Here is a 17118-nt window from a genome sequence, read left to right on the forward strand (position 1 = left end):
CAATTTCTTTCAATAGGAATCATGTGTAAAATATTATTTTCCGGCGATAAATAAAGTATTTTCCGCCGAAAGCGAACGAAGTAATGATAAAAGCAAACAATATTTCAAAGAAATTCGGAACAAAAGAAATTTTGTACAACGTTTCGTTTGAGATTTTACCCGGCGAAATTTTAGGGCTCGTCGGTTTGAACGGCGCGGGGAAAACAACGCTCGTCCGTCTGCTTTTGGGCTTAATAAACGCAGACAAAGGAACCTCGCAAATTCTTGGAGAAATTCCTACGCCGAAAAATTCGTCTATCTTGCGGAAAACAGGAATAGTCCTTGAAAACGACGGGTTTAATGCGAATTTAACTTTTCGCGAAAATTTGAACTTTTTTGCAAAAATAAAAAGAGTGAAAAAAGACGACTTGCAAAAATATATCGACGAGAATTGCACCGAATTAGACGCTAAAAAAACGCCCGTAAAATTTTTTTCCAAAGGCGAAAGAATGCAGTGCGCTATAGCAAGAGCGTTTTTAGGCGACCCGAAAGCCGTTATTTTAGACGAACCTACGACAGGTCTTGATTATGAGCAATGCGAAAAATTTTTTAAAATTGTCACAAATTCACAAAAAAACGGCGGCGCCGTAATAATAAGTTCGCATAATTTTTTCGCCGTCGGCAGACTATGCACAAAAATTGTCGAGTTAAAAGACGCAAAAATAAGCGAAATTTCAAAAAATTTTCTAGAAGAAAAGAGAAAATATGGATGATTTTCTAATAATTTTTAAACACGAATTAAAATCATTGACAAAAAGCGCAAAATCTACAATTTTATCGCTTGCTTTGGTGTCGTTTTTTTGGGGACTTTTTCTTTCCAACAATATTCTAGATTATAACAAGTCGATAATCTGGATAATAGTTTCCGCGTTTGTCGCATCCGCCGGTTTCGCAAACGTTTCTTTTGCACGCGAACGGCTCGCCGGTTCGTGGGAAATTCTTTTGGCAAGCGGAATTTCACGAAGAACAATATTTTGGGCTAAATTCGCTTTCACGCAAACCGCCACGTTTTTTTGCGGAATAATAACTTTGACAATAGCGTATTCGGTTCTGTGGTTTTTTTTCTCTTTCCTGCCGTATTATCAGTTTTTTATTAATGTTTTATCGTTTTTCTGCGCCGCTTTAAGCATAAACGCTCTAAGCGCTTACTTTACCATAATAAACGTAAATATGCGGGCGATACAACTTATAAATATGTCCGTTATGTCTGTTTGTATAACGGCTATCGCCTACGTTTTACCATACTTGATTTCGACCGTTCCCGTGTTAAATCTTTACGCAAACCGCTTTGGAATTATTGCAATTTTGACAATGATAATAATTACGATTCCTGCGATTGCGGCGTTACTTTTGTGCGACAAAACGCTTTTTGACGACAAAACAACGCTCCCGATCGTTTATTAGTCGGATACTATCCACGCACCTTTTGTTCCGCGGTTCATAATAGCGTAAATCGTTTCCTCAATGAATTCATAAACAGAATCGTTTTTACTCAATTCCGCTTCTATACCGAGTAAAAAAGTCATTACCATTTCACGATCGTCGTGTTCTAACAAACTTCTAACGAACCAAATCCTTACGTTCGGAGAAAGTTCTTGATTAAGAATAAATTCGCGGTACAAATTTTCCGTTTGAGGAAACGTTTTCGCTATTTCACTCCGCTGTTCAACGTTTGCATAAATCTGTGAATTACTGATTTTAGATAAATTATTCGCAGTCGAATTAAACAATAAAAGAGACGACGCCAACGGAACATCCTGACTAAGCGTCATTTTTACTCCGTAATATTTGTATATATAAGCCGACGCGGTCAGTTTTTCTATAGGATTTCCCGAAATAACTTTTACTCCCATAAGTTTTAGTATCGTCGTATCTGTAATTTCCGAAAGGCATGTAAAAAGCGCATTGCGCACGGAATCATATTGACCGATATTCGGAGCGCAGATTTTTACCAGCGTGTCAAGCGAAACCCTTTTTTCCCGCACAAGCCATTTTTCTAAATAATAATCGCCGCTGTCGGCAAGAATTTGTTTGCTTTTTTTAATAATTTTATCCTGTGAATACGGAGGAAGCGAACAATTTAAAAATAAAAAAATAAAAACAAAAATTACCGATTCGAAAAAACATCTCATATAACGACCTTCATCTTAAAAACTGTCAAATCCGTCCGCCGCTCTGTCTGAGGCTCCGGAAATTCCGCCGACGACTTTGAGCTCAAAGTCGTCTGGATTGCTCGCAAACGCTTTCGCTATGTCAAATTCTACTAAATCGTTTCTGTAAAGTTGTTCAAGCGACTGGTCAAACGTTTGGCTTCCATATATTTTATTTCCTGCGGCAATCGCTTCGTTTATCATTTTTAATTGATCGGGATTTTTTAGGCATTCCTCTACGTTAGAATTATTTATCATGATTTCACAAGCGGGAATTAAGCCGCCGCCTTTTTTGGGAACAAGGCGCATGGAAATTACCGCCGCAAGAACGCTTGAAAGCATAAGTCTAATTTGATCGTGCTGATGATACGAGAAAAACGAAACCGCACGCGACACCGTTTCGGTCGTATTCATCGTGTGCAAAGTACTCAAAACCAAATGTCCCGTATCGGCGGCGGTAAGAGCCCCCATCATTGTCTCCTCGTCTCGAATTTCACCTAGCAAAATCACGTCGGGATCTTGACGCATCGCCGCTTTTAACGCTTCAAAATATGAGCTCGTGTCCGTACCGACTTCACGCTGTGCAATTGTCGCCATTTTATTTCTATGCAAAAATTCTATAGGGTCTTCTATTGAAATAATATTGACTTTTTGATTTGAATTTATTATGTCTATCATTGAAGCCAAAAGCGTAGATTTACCGGAACCCGTGGTTCCGGTGACTAAAATAAGCCCCCTAGGTTTCATTGCGATTTTACGTATAGGTTCCGGAACGTTAAGCGAATCAAACGGAGGAATATCAAATTTTATACTTCTAAAAGCGATAGCCGGAGTGCTTCTCTGACTATAAACATTTATACGATAACGCCCTACGCCAGGAACTGAAAGTCCCGCGTCGATTTCCTGATGGTCTGAGAAATTTTTTATTTGTTCCTGCGTTAAAATTTCTTTCAAAACGCTTTGCATTTCTTCAAGCGTCACATCCGGCATTTTAGCTGGAATAAGCGTTCCATGTATTCTAAAAAACGGCGGGCATCCTACTCGCAAATGTAAGTCCGAAGCGTTTTGTTTCGTCATCGCATTTAAAAGACTTTTGTAGTCCATGTTTATGGCCTTTCTTTATATTTCAATAAAATTTTTTGCCGTTTTTGTTATAATTTCACAAGATTTTTCGCCGACGATAACCATATCTTCTATTCTGACGCCGACAATAGAAGGTATATAAATCCCGGGTTCTATCGTCAATATCATTCCTTCTTCAAGAATAGTTTCGTCACGAGTATTCAAAGCGGGATTCTCGTGAACATTTAACCCTATGCAATGTCCGGATCCGTGACCGAAATTTTCACCGAAACCTTTACCCGCAATAAAATCACGAATCTTTTTGTCCGCTTCATTAGCCTTTACGCCGGCTTTAACCGCGTCCAAACCTATCTTTTGCGCTTCAAAAACAATATTATAAATTTCAACATGTTCTCTTTTGGGTTCTCCAAAACAAATCGTCCGCGTCATATCCGAACAAAATCCGTCAACGGTGCAGCCGAAATCGCTCAGAATAAAATCTCCCTTTTTGAGAATTTTTGTTTTGCTTGGAACTCCGTGAGGAAAAGACGAGTTTTCACCGAAAAGCACTATCGTGTCAAACGCCGATTTTTCGCTTCCGTTTTGAAGTGTAATTATATTTAAAAGCTGCGCCGCCTCAAATTCGGACATACCTTCTTTTATTTGCAAACACCACTGTGAAAACGAAATATCTCCGATTTTAGCCGCTTGTTTAATTGAATTTCTTTCGTTTTCCGTCTTTATATAAAAAAGCGCATTTATTTCTTTTCCGGCGGGAATAAATTTTAAAACATTCTTTATATTTTTTTTGTATATTTCAAAATTTTCAAGCGTCAAAACATTGTCTTGAATCAATAATTTTGAAGATTTTTTTATAATTTTATCTATTCCTTTACAAAATTCACCGTTTTTTATTTCAATAAACTCCCAATTTTCTTTTTCACAAAAATCGGACGCTTTTGTTTTGTACCGAAAATCCGTTAAAAGGAATTTTTGTTCCGGCGAATATAGTAAAAACACGTTTGAAGAATGAAATCCTGAAAAATAACGAGCGGCAAAACCGCCGTTTATTAAAATGTAATCGGCATTAAATTTTTTTAGTAAAATGTTCGCCTTTTCAAATCTGTTAATCATTTTTTCCTTCCGCCGTTTTTAACCGAATGTCTTTCTTTAAGCGTTTCTCTGATATCGTTTTTTATACGTTTGCCTTTAAGCGGTTTTTCCGCAGTCGTTATAGAATTCTTTCGTCTGATTTCTTTTGATTCTATCGAAACCTTTTCGCCGTTTTTCATTCTTTCAATAATTAAATCTATTTCTTTGATTTTCTCCATATAAGCCTCGTTTTCAACGTCTTTTAACATAAGGCGTTCATAAATCTGCTTTGCAAAATTCGGCAATCCCTGTTCTAAATAAATTTGGGCGAAAGTCGGAGTTAAAATATGGTCTGGAAGAATATCGCTTTCTTTTTTTATGGAGATCTCTCCGTCGTCATGCGGTTCTTCATTATATTTGTTTTGACCGACGCTTTCGGATTCAGGTTCAATCGCGACATCGCTTTTTGCAAATTCGTCTTTAGCGGTTTCTTTTGATTCTTCTTGCGCGTCTTCATCCGTTTCTTCATGCTTTTTTGGGGCGGATTGCTTATAAATTTCAAACGAATTATCAAAAGTGTTACTAAAATCATAATCGGAAATTTCCGGAGGTTTCTCCTTTTTTGGAGAAATTAAATCTGTTTGTTCCGCATTACTTTCGTCTTGTAAAATATTTTTTGTCGGCTCAAGCGATTCCTCTTCGGCGTTTTCCAAATTTTCGACGGTTTCGGAGATTAATTCGAACGATTCTTGGCAAGGCGTCGAATCTTCATCCGCTTTTTCTTGTTGCGCTTCATAAACTAATTCACACTCGACATCCGCTTCCTGACTTTCGTTTTCTTGCTGTTCTTCTTCAAAAACGTTCAATGTTTCCGTCTCTTCCACGACATTATCGGTTTCGATTATTTCCGTCTCGCCGGATTCCTCAATAAAATTTTCGATTTCGGATTTTTCTTCAATATTTTCATCCGGCATAACATTAAGTATGCTTTCTTCAAGTATGCTTTCTTCAGGTATGCTTTCTTCTTCTATAAATTCTTCCGGAATTTGTTCCTGTTCCGCCGATTCGCTGATTTTGTCGTCCAAAGAAACATTCAAAAAACTTTCAGAGGTTTCAACATTTTGATCCGTTTCATCAGTATCAAAATTCTCACTTTGTTTTATCGCTTCCGAAATCTCAAGTTCAAGCGACGATTCCAAAGAAGTTTCCGTAGAATTTGCAATTTCTTTTTCAAGATTTAGAACTATTTCCTCGCTTATGGTTTCATTGCTTTTAGAGGCTCCTTTAGAATATGATTCGCTTGCATATTCTTCCCAATTTAAATCGGCGCCTAAAATTTCAAAAATAGTACTCTTACCTGTATTTTTGTGCTGCAGTTTTCCCAAAAGTTGTGTTTTCGGATTTATTCTTATAAGATAATCCGCAAGCGCTTGCGAATTTTCTATATCGCCGCAATCCGAAAGCAATCGCGCTAATATAGAAATCGCCTGCTGATGTGTCGGCTCAATTTTTAGAAGTTCCGTCAACTCGGTCATTGCCGACGAAATGTCGTCTAACTCAATATGGCAAAGAGCCAAAATAAATCTTCCGCTTGTGTAGTCGGGAGATCGCTCGACTCCGTCTTGCGCAATCTTTATCGCTTGTGTAAGTTTTTTAGATAAAAGTAACGTATGTGCGTATCTTGCAAATAACAAAGAATCGGGATGAACACTCAAAAGTTCGTCCATGTAATCAGGCGAAATAACCGATCTGCCCATAAATTCTCCCCAATCAAACGGAAATATTTTGTAAAATACAAAATGTCAAAAGCGTTATGCAATGGAAATTTATTTGCGAAAATTTTCAAAAAGCAATTAAAACCAAAATTCTTCTCAAATCTTATAAATATTCAATTATCCGCGTCGATTTGTTATATTTTATAGCGGTTGGTAAATTGAAAACATGTTAAGCTCAATATTAATCGGGAGGTGTTTCAATGACGAAAATACTTAACGACACATTACTTAACGGCACAATAATAGTATTCTCAGTTATTTTTGCGTTTTTCTTTATCGCTTGTTCAAAGTCACATAAAGATACGGGAAACAATGACGACGAAGACGAAATAGACGGCATAATAGCAAAATTGCCGGAATTACCTGAGGCGACAGGCGGCATGCTTACCGAAGAAAGGTATGATAAAATGCCGAACAAAGAAGTAACCGAAGAAAATTTGCATGAGTTTATCGCAGCGTTTCGCGCCGCAAAAGATTATGAGCGGCTTTTTAGCGTCCCACGAGGAGAAGGCGGTAAAAAAGGAATTTTCAAACGCTTGGAAAGAGAAAAATCGACAAGGGCGAGAGCGGGCGATTTTGAATACGGCGGTTTTACTATTCCGGACGGACAAGGCGACAGCATAATTTGGGAATGGACATATAAATGGACGGAAACGGAAAATGCGGAATTTTACGAATTAATCGAAATGGGGACGGAAAGATATCAAGCGTTTGATTATTCTCAAAGCGGAATTTTGTTTTTGGGACAAGTCGTCTGTTTGTCGTTTTACGAGTATTGGTATGAAGACGAAAAAGAATGGAAAGAAATTAAGGCGGGAAAAGTAAACGGAGAAATTTTATTTAGAGGAGAATTTACAGGCGGCGTAGAATATATGGATCCTTATTACAAGGAAACGCGGAGTTCGGATGTTTATGAAAGGCGATACGGCGGAGAAATTGTTATAAACAGCGGAACAAATCGAATAAAACTTTCCATTGACGATTGGTGGGATTTCCTGTATTTATTATAGACGCCAAAAAAGGAGAAATTATGTTAAAAATTACGGTTTTAATGGTTTTTGTTTTCTTTGCGGCAGTGTTTGCCCAAAACGGACCTCTCGCCAAACTGCCGCCCGATCCGGGAGCGGCAGGAAAAAAAACTGTTCTGGGAATCGACAGCGACGGAGACGGAGTGAGAGACGATATTCAGATTGAAGTAACAAAATTAATTCCAAATGACCCTTATGCGCGTGCAGGGGCTATGTTTTGGTTTGCTATGCAACAGGAACGTTACAAGGCTTATGTAGAAAACCCGAATGAATCGTTTGAATTTTTTTATCCATATTTTATGGGAAGCGGTGCGGGAGCATGGTACTGTATAAAAACAGGCGCTGCAGATTTAATTCCGATTGAAAGACGCTTGATAATGCTTCTAAACATAAAAGAAAGATATTTTGTCGACCAAGAAATAGGCAGAATTGCTAACGGGAAAATGATACGCACTTATAACTATTATCCTGAACTTAAAGAAATGTACGACAGAAGATTCAAAGAGTTTTACGAAAGAGAAAAGGAGAGACAAAAATGAGAAATAGTATAATAATTCTCTTTGTTTTCTTTGCGGCAGTGTTTGCCCAAAACGGACCTCTCGCCAAACTGCCGCCCGACCCGGGAGCGGCAGGGAAAAAAACTGTTCTGGGAATCGACAGCGACGGAGACGGAGTGAGAGACGATATTCAGATTGAAGTAACAAAATTAATTCCAAATGACCCTTATGCGCGTGCAGGGGCGATGTTTTGGTTTGCTATGGAACAAGAACGTTTCAGGGCTTATATAGAAAATCCTAATGAATCGTTTGAGTTTTTTTATCAGTACTTTTTGGGAACTATGGCCGGTACAAGTTACAGTAGGCAAACAGGTGCGAGTGATTTAATTCCAGTAGAAAGACGTCTGGTAATTCTTCTAAATACAAAAGAAAGATTTCTTGTAAATCAAGAAATTGGTAGAATCGTTAACGGGAAAGGAGTTAGGCATTACAGTCATTATCCTGATATTAAAGAAATGTACGATAAAAGATTCAAAGAGTTTTACGAAAGAGAAAAGGAGAGACAAAAATGAGAAATAGTATAATAATTCTCTTTGTTTTGTTGTCGATAAGCATTTCTTATTCGCAGCAAATACGAATACCCGTCTCTTCCGTGAACAGTCCGACAACCATAGAGTTATACAATCTTAAAGGACAGAAAGTTTTTACTCAGGAGCTCTTAAAATATAATTCCGCTCCGATTTCGCTCTCAAATAATTTGAGCAAGCAAATTTACGTTATGCGAATAAAAAACGCTAACAGCGTAATTACCCGTAAATTTACACCCGATACAAAAATACGCTTTGTAGGCAATTTTGCCAATACCGATAAGGTTCCAGCGAACGAAACGGTACGCAATCCCGAAATCTCGTACCAAAAAATGCTTCGTTCGGAAACGCTCGGCGATTCCGTAACGAACATAATTTTTATAAATGGAATGTTAAATACTCCACTAATGGCAGAGGAAAATTTGCATCGTATCCGACTGGCTTACGAAGATAAATTAAATACAGAGGAATTTCCGGGGGATTATATATTTACTCTCGGCTACAACCAAACACACGGCATGATACACGATTTTTCCGAAGTTATGTTTCAATGGTCGAAAGAATTCGGCGAATCCGGAAACGCTTTAGAATGGCTGGCGCCTATAATTGACGAAGAATACTATGAAGAGGCGATGGGATTTTCCGCCAATATTCGAGGCGGTTCGGATAACAGAAAGAAATTTTTGCAAAGAATCGCCGAATTTATACTTAAATTCAAAATCGAAGCGGTAACCGCGTCACATAGCCAAACGACAGGCGAATTAAGAAAAATAACGGACGACAGTTTTGAAAACAAACAACGGGTGATAATTATTTCGCATTCGCAGGGGAATTTATACGCTAACGAGTTAATTGATTATTACAATCAAAATAATAAAGAAGAAGAAATGCTCAGAACGGGAGTTTTGAATATAGCTCCTCCCACCGTTTCTCCGTCTAAATTATGGTGGTACACAAACAGTGACGACGCCGTAATAAATAATTCGAGAAAAAATTTTAACCAAAATATATTGCCGGGATTTGAAAACTATGTCATATCCGACGACGAAGACCCGCGGGAACGCAGAAGACACGGTTTTTGGACATCGTATTTTCACGATAATTTAAGAAGCAGACTCTTAATCGACAGCGTATTTTTCGATTATTGTGAAAATTTGCCGTTTGAGCCTACTTATCACCCCGACGACGTAGCGCAAATTAATAATTTGATTGTATATCACGGTCTTGATTGGGAGTACGATAATCCTAAGAATTGGAATAAAGATTATATTTCATGGACAGACACGACGACAAACAAAAGAATTACCCGTTTGCATATGGCATGGCCCAATATATTATCCGGCGACGTATCGCTTGATTTGCAGACGCTTGATTCTTTGCTGATTGGAAATAGTCAAATAAGTTCGTTGGATATATCAAATAATACGGAACTGACACATCTGGATGTCGCCGGCAATCTACTGACATCGCTGGATCTGACAAATAATAAAAAACTGACAAATTTGATTTGTTGGGGTAATTATTTTTCGGAGGACATTTGTCCTTGATTTGAACTTGCTGTAATTTCAAATACACGACAAATTCCTGTTGTCTGTCAACGGTTTGTTGAAATTAGTAAGTATTGAGATATTTATCTAAAATATTGAAAACAAATAGACGGTTCAAGATAAATTAAGGATAAAAAATTCGGCGACATGTCTTAGGCGCTTATTACGCAATATATGTCGCTTTTTTATACAAGAAAAATGATATTTTTCAAAAGATTAAAAATAGGAGTGTTTTATGCACAATACGAGAAAAATCAACGACGATGTTTTTTGGGTAGGCTCAAACGACAAACGACTTGCGCTGTTTGAAAATGCGTTTCCGATTCCAAGCGGGGTTTCTTACAATTCTTATTTGGTTTTGGACGAAAAAAACATACTGCTTGATTGCGTTGACAAATCGGCGGGTAAGGTGTTTTTTGAGAATCTGCACTATCTTTTACAAGACAAAAAACTTGATTTTGTTGTGATAAACCATGTCGAGCCTGACCACTGCGCAACGCTTGACGAGTTGGTTTTGCGCTATCCCGACGTAAAAATAATCGGCAATGCGAGAACTATTTCAACGATTAAGCAATTCTTCGATTTTGATTACGGCAAACAAACTATAGTTGTAAAAGAAGGAGACGAAATTTGCAGCGGAAAACACAAATTCGTTTTTTATATGACGGCGATGGTTCATTGGCCCGAAGTTATGGTAACGTATGACGCTGTCGATAAATATTTGTATTCGGCAGACGCTTTTGGGACTTTCGGAACGATCAACGGAAACATTTTTGCCGATGAAACGGATTTTGAGCGTGATTTTTTGGACGAAGCGCGACGGTATTATACAAATATCGCAGGAAAATACGGTATGCAGGTTCAGGCGGCTCTTAAAAAGGCGACTACGCTTGAAATTTCTACGATACTCCCGCTTCACGGACCGATTTGGCGTAAAAATCTCGGCTGGTTTATCGATAAATATCAAAAATGGAGTTCTTACACACCCGAAGAGGAAGGGGTTTTGATCGCCTACGCTTCTGTTTACGGGAACACAGAAAACGCAGCAAACATTCTTGCGACGAAACTTGCGGAATTTGGCATAAAAAAGATCGCCGTATTTGACGTTTCCGTTTCGCATCCGTCGTTTGTACTTTCTCAGGCGTTTAGATTTAGCCATATTGTTTTTGCCAGTACGACTTATAATTCGGGAATTTTTGTGAATATGGAAACGCTTCTGCGCGATATTGCGGCGCATAATTTGCAAAATCGAACGATTGCGTTTATTGAAAACGGTACGTGGGCGGCACAGTCCGAAAAGCAAATGAAAGAAATTTTGCTTCCACTTAAAAACATAAATTATTTGGAAAATTCCGTTTCGCTGAAATCAAGCGTCAAGAAAAATAATTTAGCGGAAATTGAAAATTTGGCAAAGAATATCGTAAATTCGTTTTCTGCGCAAAAAAGCGCTAAAGATCGGATTTTACATGAAAACAAAATTGAGCCGAATTCGTTTTTCAAACTAACTTACGGGCTTTTTGTTTTGACTTCGTCGCAAAACGGCAAAGACGGCGGCTGTATTATTAATACGGTTATGCAAATTACCGATTCGCCAAAGAAACGAATCGCCGTCGCGGTAAATAAGACGAATTTCACACACGATTTGATTGTAAGTTCTGGAATTTTTAACGTTTCTGCGCTCACAACCGATTCGAATTTCGATATTTTTAAGAGATTCGGATTTCAAAGCGGTCGCGATGTGAATAAATTCGCCGAATTTGAAGAATTTTGTGAAAAAAGCGAAAATAATTTATATTATCTCAAACAGAATACGAACGCTTTTTTCTCGGCAAAAGTGGTTTCTGAAAACGATTTTGAGACTCACTCGCTTTTTATCGCCGAAATTACGGAGGCGTCGGTTTTGTCGAACGTCGATTCGCTTTCGTATCGATACTATTTTGAAAATATCAAACCTAAACCCGCGGCAAAACCGCAGAATTCGAGTAAAAAGACATATGTTTGCAAAATCTGCGGATATATTCATGAAACCGACGACGATTTGCCAGACGATTTTATTTGCCCTCTGTGCAAACACGGTAAAAACGATATGGAATTGCAGTAATATTTGGAGTGTATTTGAAAAAATTTACGATTTTAATAATCTTATTTGTTCAGTTTGCGTTTTCTGCAAATTCATACGAGAGTATTGAAAAAAAAATAAAAAGAAATAAGGAAAAATCCGATTCGCTGCAAAGTTTGATCGCCGAAAGCGAAAAAAAAATATCCGAACTTTCGAAAAAAGAAAACGAACAACTTTCTCAACTGAATGAAATGGAGAAAGCGATTGAAACGAGTAAACTGTTAATTGTCGACGTTTCAAAACAAATTGATTCGTTAAGAATACAAAAAGAAGAAACCGAGAAAACTTTGGACGACACGCAAAATTTATTAACCGGACGAAAGGAAGTTATGAAATCCCGTCTTATAAAAATGTACAAGACGGGTAAGCCTAACTTTTTATCTTTAATTATAGGAGCGAGTTCTCCCGACGAACTTATAAGCCGTATAAGATACATGCAAGATCTAAATAAATACGACAGAAATTTGATTGATAAAATAAAATTAAACGAGCGAAAACTTTCCGAACAAACAAAAATTTACGAGGCTGAGAACGAACTTTTAAAAGAACTGTTTGAACAACGGCTTGAAGAAAACGAAAGGATGAAATCGCAGGTATTATCCCGAAAGGAATTTCTTGACGAGTTGCGTAACGAAAAAAATAAATGGGAAACTTCAATTGAAGAATTTAAGAGCGCGCAAGTCGAATTAAACAAAATTGTAAGAGATTTAACAAGCGAGATAATAAAACAATCGCAAAGCGTAAAATCAAACTTTTCGGACAATAAAGGAAAACTGTCATGGCCGGTAATAGGAAAAATTATAGGAAGTTATGGTAAAATCGTTCATCCGGAATATAAAACTACGATCTCAAATAACGGTATAGATATTGAAGCGCCGATTGGAACCCCGATAAAATCAGTCGCTGCCGGCGCCGTAGAATTTGTGGGAAGGATGCGCGGCTACGGAAAACTTATGATAATAAATCATTACGGCGGTTTTTTGACTATTTATGCGCATTTAAACGAAAACTTTTTTGAAAAAGGAGCGAAAGTAAGCGAAGGCGCCGTTATCGGTTCTGTCGGAGAATCCGGCTCGCTTGAAGGAAGCAAACTCCATTTTGAAGTTAGAAACGACAACAATGCGTTAAATCCGATTGAATGGCTTAAAAGTAAACCGTAACGATACTTTCGTATAGTAAAAGCGGACGGTATTTTTCCGTCCGCTTATTTTCAAGAAAATAACGACGATTATTTATTTCTTGCCGCTCTTTCTTCCTGATATTTCTTTTTAAGTTCGTCCACTATATTACTCGGCACAGGACCGTACTTTGCAAATTCCATAGTAAATTCCGCCTTGCCTTGAGTTTGAGAACGAATGTCCGTAGAATATCCGAACATTGCGGAAAGCGGCACTTCCGCATCGACTCGGCAGTATTTGGTTTCCGTCTCTTCGGTCGTTCCCAGAATAACGCCGCGCCTTTGGTTAAGAGAACCTATAATCGACCCCTGAAACTCTGTAGGCCCTTCAACGGATACTTTCATAATCGGCTCAAGAACTTGCTTTTTAATTTTTTCATATCCTTGACGAAAGGCGCCGATAGCGGCGGTTCTAAACGCCTGGTCGGAAGAATCTACAGGGTGATACGAGCCGTCGTTAATCATCATTCTTACATTAACAACCGGCGCTCCGATTACCGAACCTTCTTTAATCGCTTCTTGGAATCCTTTATCGACACTGGAAATAAATTCTGTCGGAATCGCCCCGCCTTTGATATTGTTCTCAAAGAAATAAATCAAATCGTCGCCTGTTTTCGCATCTTTTTCGGAGCCCGGTTCAAGGAAACTCATTTCGCCCGCAACGCGCCCGTATTGACCTGCGCCGCCTGTTTGCTTTTTGTGAGTATAATCAAACGGAACACTGCCGACAATGGTTTCCCTATAAGCGACCTGAGGCGGACTTTGAATAAGTTCTACCGAATATTCACGCTTCATTCTTTCTACATAAACTTCTAAATGTAACTCGCCCATACCGCGAATAATCGTTTCACCCGACTCTTCGTCCATATACGTCTGGAAAGTGGGATCTTCTTTTGTGAAACGGTTCAACGCTTTTGACAGATTATCCTGCGACTTATTGTCTTTGGGTTTTATAGCGATGGAAATCACGGGTTCGGGAATGTGCATAGAAGTCATAGAAATGTTTGTTCCGGAAATGCAGAAAGTATCGCCTGACGCGCAATCCACGCCGAACAGCGCGACTATATCGCCGCAATGAGCTACTTCGCAATCTTCCATTTTATCCGCGTGCATGCGAACGATTCGACCGATTTTAACTTTCTTGCCGGTTCTCATGTTTTCAACTTCCACGCCTTTCATCAATTCGCCTTGATAAACGCGTACATACGTTAATTGTCCGAATTTATCCTGCGTGAGTTTGAACGCGTACATAACAAGCGGTTTTTTCGGATCTGACGGAACTACTATTTCTTCGCCCGTATCGGCTTTGACGCCTTTGTTTTCAATGTCAAGCGGCGACGGAAGATAATATTCTACAGCGTCAAGAAGTTTTTGAACCGCCTTGTTTTTGTACGCCGAACCGCAAAGAACCGGACAAAGTTTGAGCGCCAAAACGCCTTTTCTAATAGCCTTGCGAATTTCATCCGCCGAAATCTCCGCCCCTTCCAAATGTTTTTCCATAAGCGCGTCGTCAAACATACAAACTTCTTCAAGCATTTTTTCTCGATATTCTTCGGCTTGGGCTTTCATATCTGCGGGGATTTCAATTTCTTTAATAATTTCGCCGTTGTCTCCCTCGTTTATATATCCCTTCATAGTAATTAAATCGACTACGCCTTTGTGAGCGTCTTCAAGACCTATGGGAAGTTGAATCATAACCGAATTAAGTCCCAATTTCTCGCGCAATTGTCCGCAAACTTTAAGGGGATGTGCGCCGCTTCTGTCACACTTATTCACGAACGCCAAGCGTGGCACGCCGTATCTTTTCATTTGCCTATCGACCGTTATCGACTGCGATTGAACGCCGGAAACCGCGCAAAGCACCAGAATCGCACCGTCCAAAACCCGCAAAGAACGCTCCACTTCCACCGTAAAATCCACGTGTCCGGGAGTATCGATAAGATTAATCGGATTATCGTTCCAACTTACGCGGGTCGCCGCGGATTGAATAGTAATTCCTCGTTCTCTTTCCAAATCCATAGAGTCCATTGTCGCCCCGACGCCGTCTTTACCTTTGACATCGTGTATGGCGTGAATTCTTCCGGCATAAAACAAAATTCTTTCGCTGAGAGTTGTTTTTCCGGAATCAATATGCGCCGAAATACCTATATTTCGCACTTTTGCCAAGTCAATAGCCATAAAACCTCGTTTTTGAAATTTTTTATACGTTTTCGGTGGGTAAAATAATTTATGCCGACAAGAAAAAATGGAATTTTAACTGTTTTTTGTAAAAACAAAATAATCTCGTACAGTACAAAAAACAAAAATTATTTTAGCGGTGCAGAAAAAGATGGAAATCAGGATTTTATTCCTGTTTTTTATTTATGTTATTTATATTAACGATCAGAGAAGACGAATCGTCCGTTCGGGCTGTTCTGTCTGCCTTCTCTGATTAAAACATAGGTATTTTCATCTTTTTCTGCAAAAAAATATGAATTTTGGCAGAGCAGCCTTTTTATGTTTTACCGCAAAAAAGTCTCTTCTCTTTCCCGTAGTTCATAAGTTATAACTTCGACAATCGGTATTATGCTTTTTGTAAAATTTTAATTCAGGAGGTTTTGTATGCAAAACAAAAACAAATTTCTAAAAGTAGCGGCAGTGATTGCCGCAGTGTGTGTAGCGGGGAATACGGCGGATTATGTTGAGAATCGTAAACTTTTAAGCAAGGGTGACAGTGTAGTAAGCGCTTATCCCGCAATAGTGGAAGTTTATGCTCTCGGCGGCGGCGGCGGCGGAGAAGGCGGACATAGAAAAAATTATTGCGGTAGTGATTATTATATTGGAACCGGTAGCAGCGGCGGCGGCGGCGGAGCGATTTATGCGAAACTGCGAGTGCCGAAAGGCTTATCTATAAAGATATTTGATATTGGCGCAGGAGGAACTCCAGGTAAATATAGGTTTGAAGGTTGCGGCAGTTCTTGGAACACCGGCGGTGATGGAGGTCATGGCGGAAATACAGTGGTTACAATTGGTGGTAATGATATTTTAAGGATCGATGGAGGAGGTGCTCACGGTGGAGGAACCGAGGTTGGCGGTCAAAATAGTAACGGTGGAGGATCCGGCGGCTGCGTAGCTATTAGAAATAATTCAAGTGAAATTACTTTAATTGATAATGTTTTCTCATGTGGATACCGTGGCGATAATGGCGCTGATTGGCAGATAACTAACGCTGCAGGCGGTAATTCAGGGCAAATACCCGGAGGAAAAGGTATTCGCACCGAAGTATTTGGCGGAGGATCAGGAGCAAAGAGAATTGAAAACAGTAATGAAGTGGTGGCGGCGGGTATAGGTGGTGGCGGTCACGGTGGGTATTGGGATTGGGGCGCCGCCGCTGGCGGTAGAGGTGAGGCTATTGTTTACATCACCTACTTATGGAATGTAACGTTTAACAGTAACGGCGGCTCGCCAAATCCGAGTTCAATATCTGAAATTTACAACGGCAGAAAAATCGGTGAACCGAGCAAACCTGCCAAAACAGGTTATATATTTGACGGCTGGTATAAAAACGCCGAATGCACAGACGCAAACAGATGGGATTTTAATAACAGCGGAGTAACGGGAGACATGACTCTTTACGCCAAATGGACAAAGGAAGAATACTATATAACGTATGATCTTAACGGCGGAATAAATCATGCTTCAAATCCGTTAATTTATAACGTAGAAACTCCGACAATTACTCTTCAATCGCCGACAAGAGAACACTTTACCTTTGGCGGCTGGTTTGATAATGCAGAATTAAGCGGAACAACTGTTACTTTAATACCAAACGGCAGCACGTGGAACAAAACGTATTACGCCAAATGGGTAGCGATACCATTCACCGTATCGTTTGACACCAAAGGCGGCTCACCGACCCCGCCGCAGGTTATTGTCAATTCGGGCAATCTTGTTGATAAACCTAACGACCCGACAAGACTGCATCATGAATTCTTAGGTTGGTTTATAGATTTGGACAGTGATATTCAATGGAGTTTTGTGAACAACACGGTAACTAAAGACATTA

General features: G+C 39.2%; 14 protein-coding genes. 9 read left to right on the forward strand and 5 right to left on the reverse strand.

Translation table 11 applies throughout. The features are described from left to right. Window positions 1-83: 83 nt before the first annotated feature. Window positions 84-752 carry an ABC transporter ATP-binding protein gene (locus tag LBH98_10575; protein ID MDR0305190.1) on the forward strand — a complete coding sequence of 223 codons (669 nt, stop codon included), beginning with the start codon at window positions 84-86 and terminating at the stop codon, window positions 750-752. Next, the gene (locus tag LBH98_10580) at window positions 745-1443 is read left to right on the forward strand and encodes a hypothetical protein (GenBank protein MDR0305191.1); all 699 of its coding nucleotides are present in this window, start codon (window positions 745-747) and stop codon (window positions 1441-1443) included. Before LBH98_10575 ends, LBH98_10580 begins: the two co-directional genes overlap by 8 nt. On the opposite strand, the gene LBH98_10585 is transcribed toward LBH98_10580, so the two are convergent. From LBH98_10585 to LBH98_10600, 4 genes are read right to left on the reverse strand one after another with little or no spacing between them, the layout of a single operon-like run. Further along, window positions 1440-2171 carry a hypothetical protein gene (locus LBH98_10585; GenBank protein ID MDR0305192.1) on the reverse strand — a complete coding sequence of 244 codons (732 nt, stop codon included), beginning with the start codon at window positions 2169-2171 and terminating at the stop codon, window positions 1440-1442. The genes LBH98_10580 and LBH98_10585 overlap by 4 nt on opposite strands. A 15-nt stretch (window positions 2172-2186) precedes the next feature. Then, window positions 2187-3293, reverse strand: coding sequence for a PilT/PilU family type 4a pilus ATPase (locus LBH98_10590; GenBank protein ID MDR0305193.1), 1107 nt, complete (start codon window positions 3291-3293; stop codon window positions 2187-2189). Between the two features lie 15 nt (window positions 3294-3308). Further along, window positions 3309-4385 carry an aminopeptidase P family protein gene (locus LBH98_10595; protein ID MDR0305194.1) on the reverse strand — a complete coding sequence of 359 codons (1077 nt, stop codon included), beginning with the start codon at window positions 4383-4385 and terminating at the stop codon, window positions 3309-3311. Then, the gene (locus tag LBH98_10600) at window positions 4382-6100 is read right to left on the reverse strand and encodes a hypothetical protein (GenBank protein MDR0305195.1); all 1719 of its coding nucleotides are present in this window, start codon (window positions 6098-6100) and stop codon (window positions 4382-4384) included. Before LBH98_10600 ends, LBH98_10595 begins: the two co-directional genes overlap by 4 nt. 218 nt (window positions 6101-6318) lie before the next feature. Here LBH98_10600 and LBH98_10605 point away from each other — a divergent pair, with 218 nt between their 5' ends. From LBH98_10605 to LBH98_10630, 6 genes are all read left to right on the forward strand, one after another. Further along, entirely contained in the window at window positions 6319-7128 is an 810-nt protein-coding gene (locus LBH98_10605) for a hypothetical protein (protein MDR0305196.1), read from the forward strand. Between the two features lie 20 nt (window positions 7129-7148). Further along, window positions 7149-7685: a hypothetical protein gene (locus LBH98_10610; protein ID MDR0305197.1), complete on the forward strand. Its 537-nt coding sequence runs from the start codon at window positions 7149-7151 to the stop codon at window positions 7683-7685. Beyond that, window positions 7682-8215 (forward strand): hypothetical protein, encoded by a 534-nt coding sequence (locus tag LBH98_10615; protein ID MDR0305198.1) that lies wholly within the window; start codon window positions 7682-7684, stop codon window positions 8213-8215. The genes LBH98_10610 and LBH98_10615 overlap by 4 nt, the downstream gene beginning before the upstream one ends. Then, entirely contained in the window at window positions 8212-9777 is a 1566-nt protein-coding gene (locus LBH98_10620) for a T9SS type A sorting domain-containing protein (GenBank protein ID MDR0305199.1), read from the forward strand. The genes LBH98_10615 and LBH98_10620 overlap by 4 nt, the downstream gene beginning before the upstream one ends. Before the next feature lie 235 nt (window positions 9778-10012). Beyond that, window positions 10013-11878, forward strand: coding sequence for a flavin reductase (locus LBH98_10625; GenBank protein MDR0305200.1), 1866 nt, complete (start codon window positions 10013-10015; stop codon window positions 11876-11878). Window positions 11879-11892: 14 nt separating this feature from the next. Continuing rightward, entirely contained in the window at window positions 11893-13056 is a 1164-nt protein-coding gene (locus LBH98_10630; GenBank protein MDR0305201.1) for a peptidoglycan DD-metalloendopeptidase family protein, read from the forward strand. 68 nt (window positions 13057-13124) lie between these two features. On the opposite strand, the gene fusA is transcribed toward LBH98_10630, so the two are convergent. Further along, on the reverse strand, window positions 13125-15251 hold the full coding sequence (gene fusA / locus LBH98_10635) for an elongation factor G (GenBank protein MDR0305202.1): 2127 nt from the start codon (window positions 15249-15251) through the stop codon (window positions 13125-13127). A 423-nt stretch (window positions 15252-15674) separates the two neighbouring features. On the opposite strand from fusA, the gene LBH98_10640 reads away from it, so the two are divergent. After that, window positions 15675-17118, forward strand: a 1444-nt coding sequence (locus LBH98_10640; protein MDR0305203.1) for an InlB B-repeat-containing protein, incomplete at its 3' end; no start/stop codon positions are given.

This window comes from Chitinispirillales bacterium (genome assembly GCA_031254455.1).
Classification (GTDB): domain Bacteria; phylum Fibrobacterota; class Chitinivibrionia; order Chitinivibrionales; family Chitinivibrionaceae; genus WRFX01.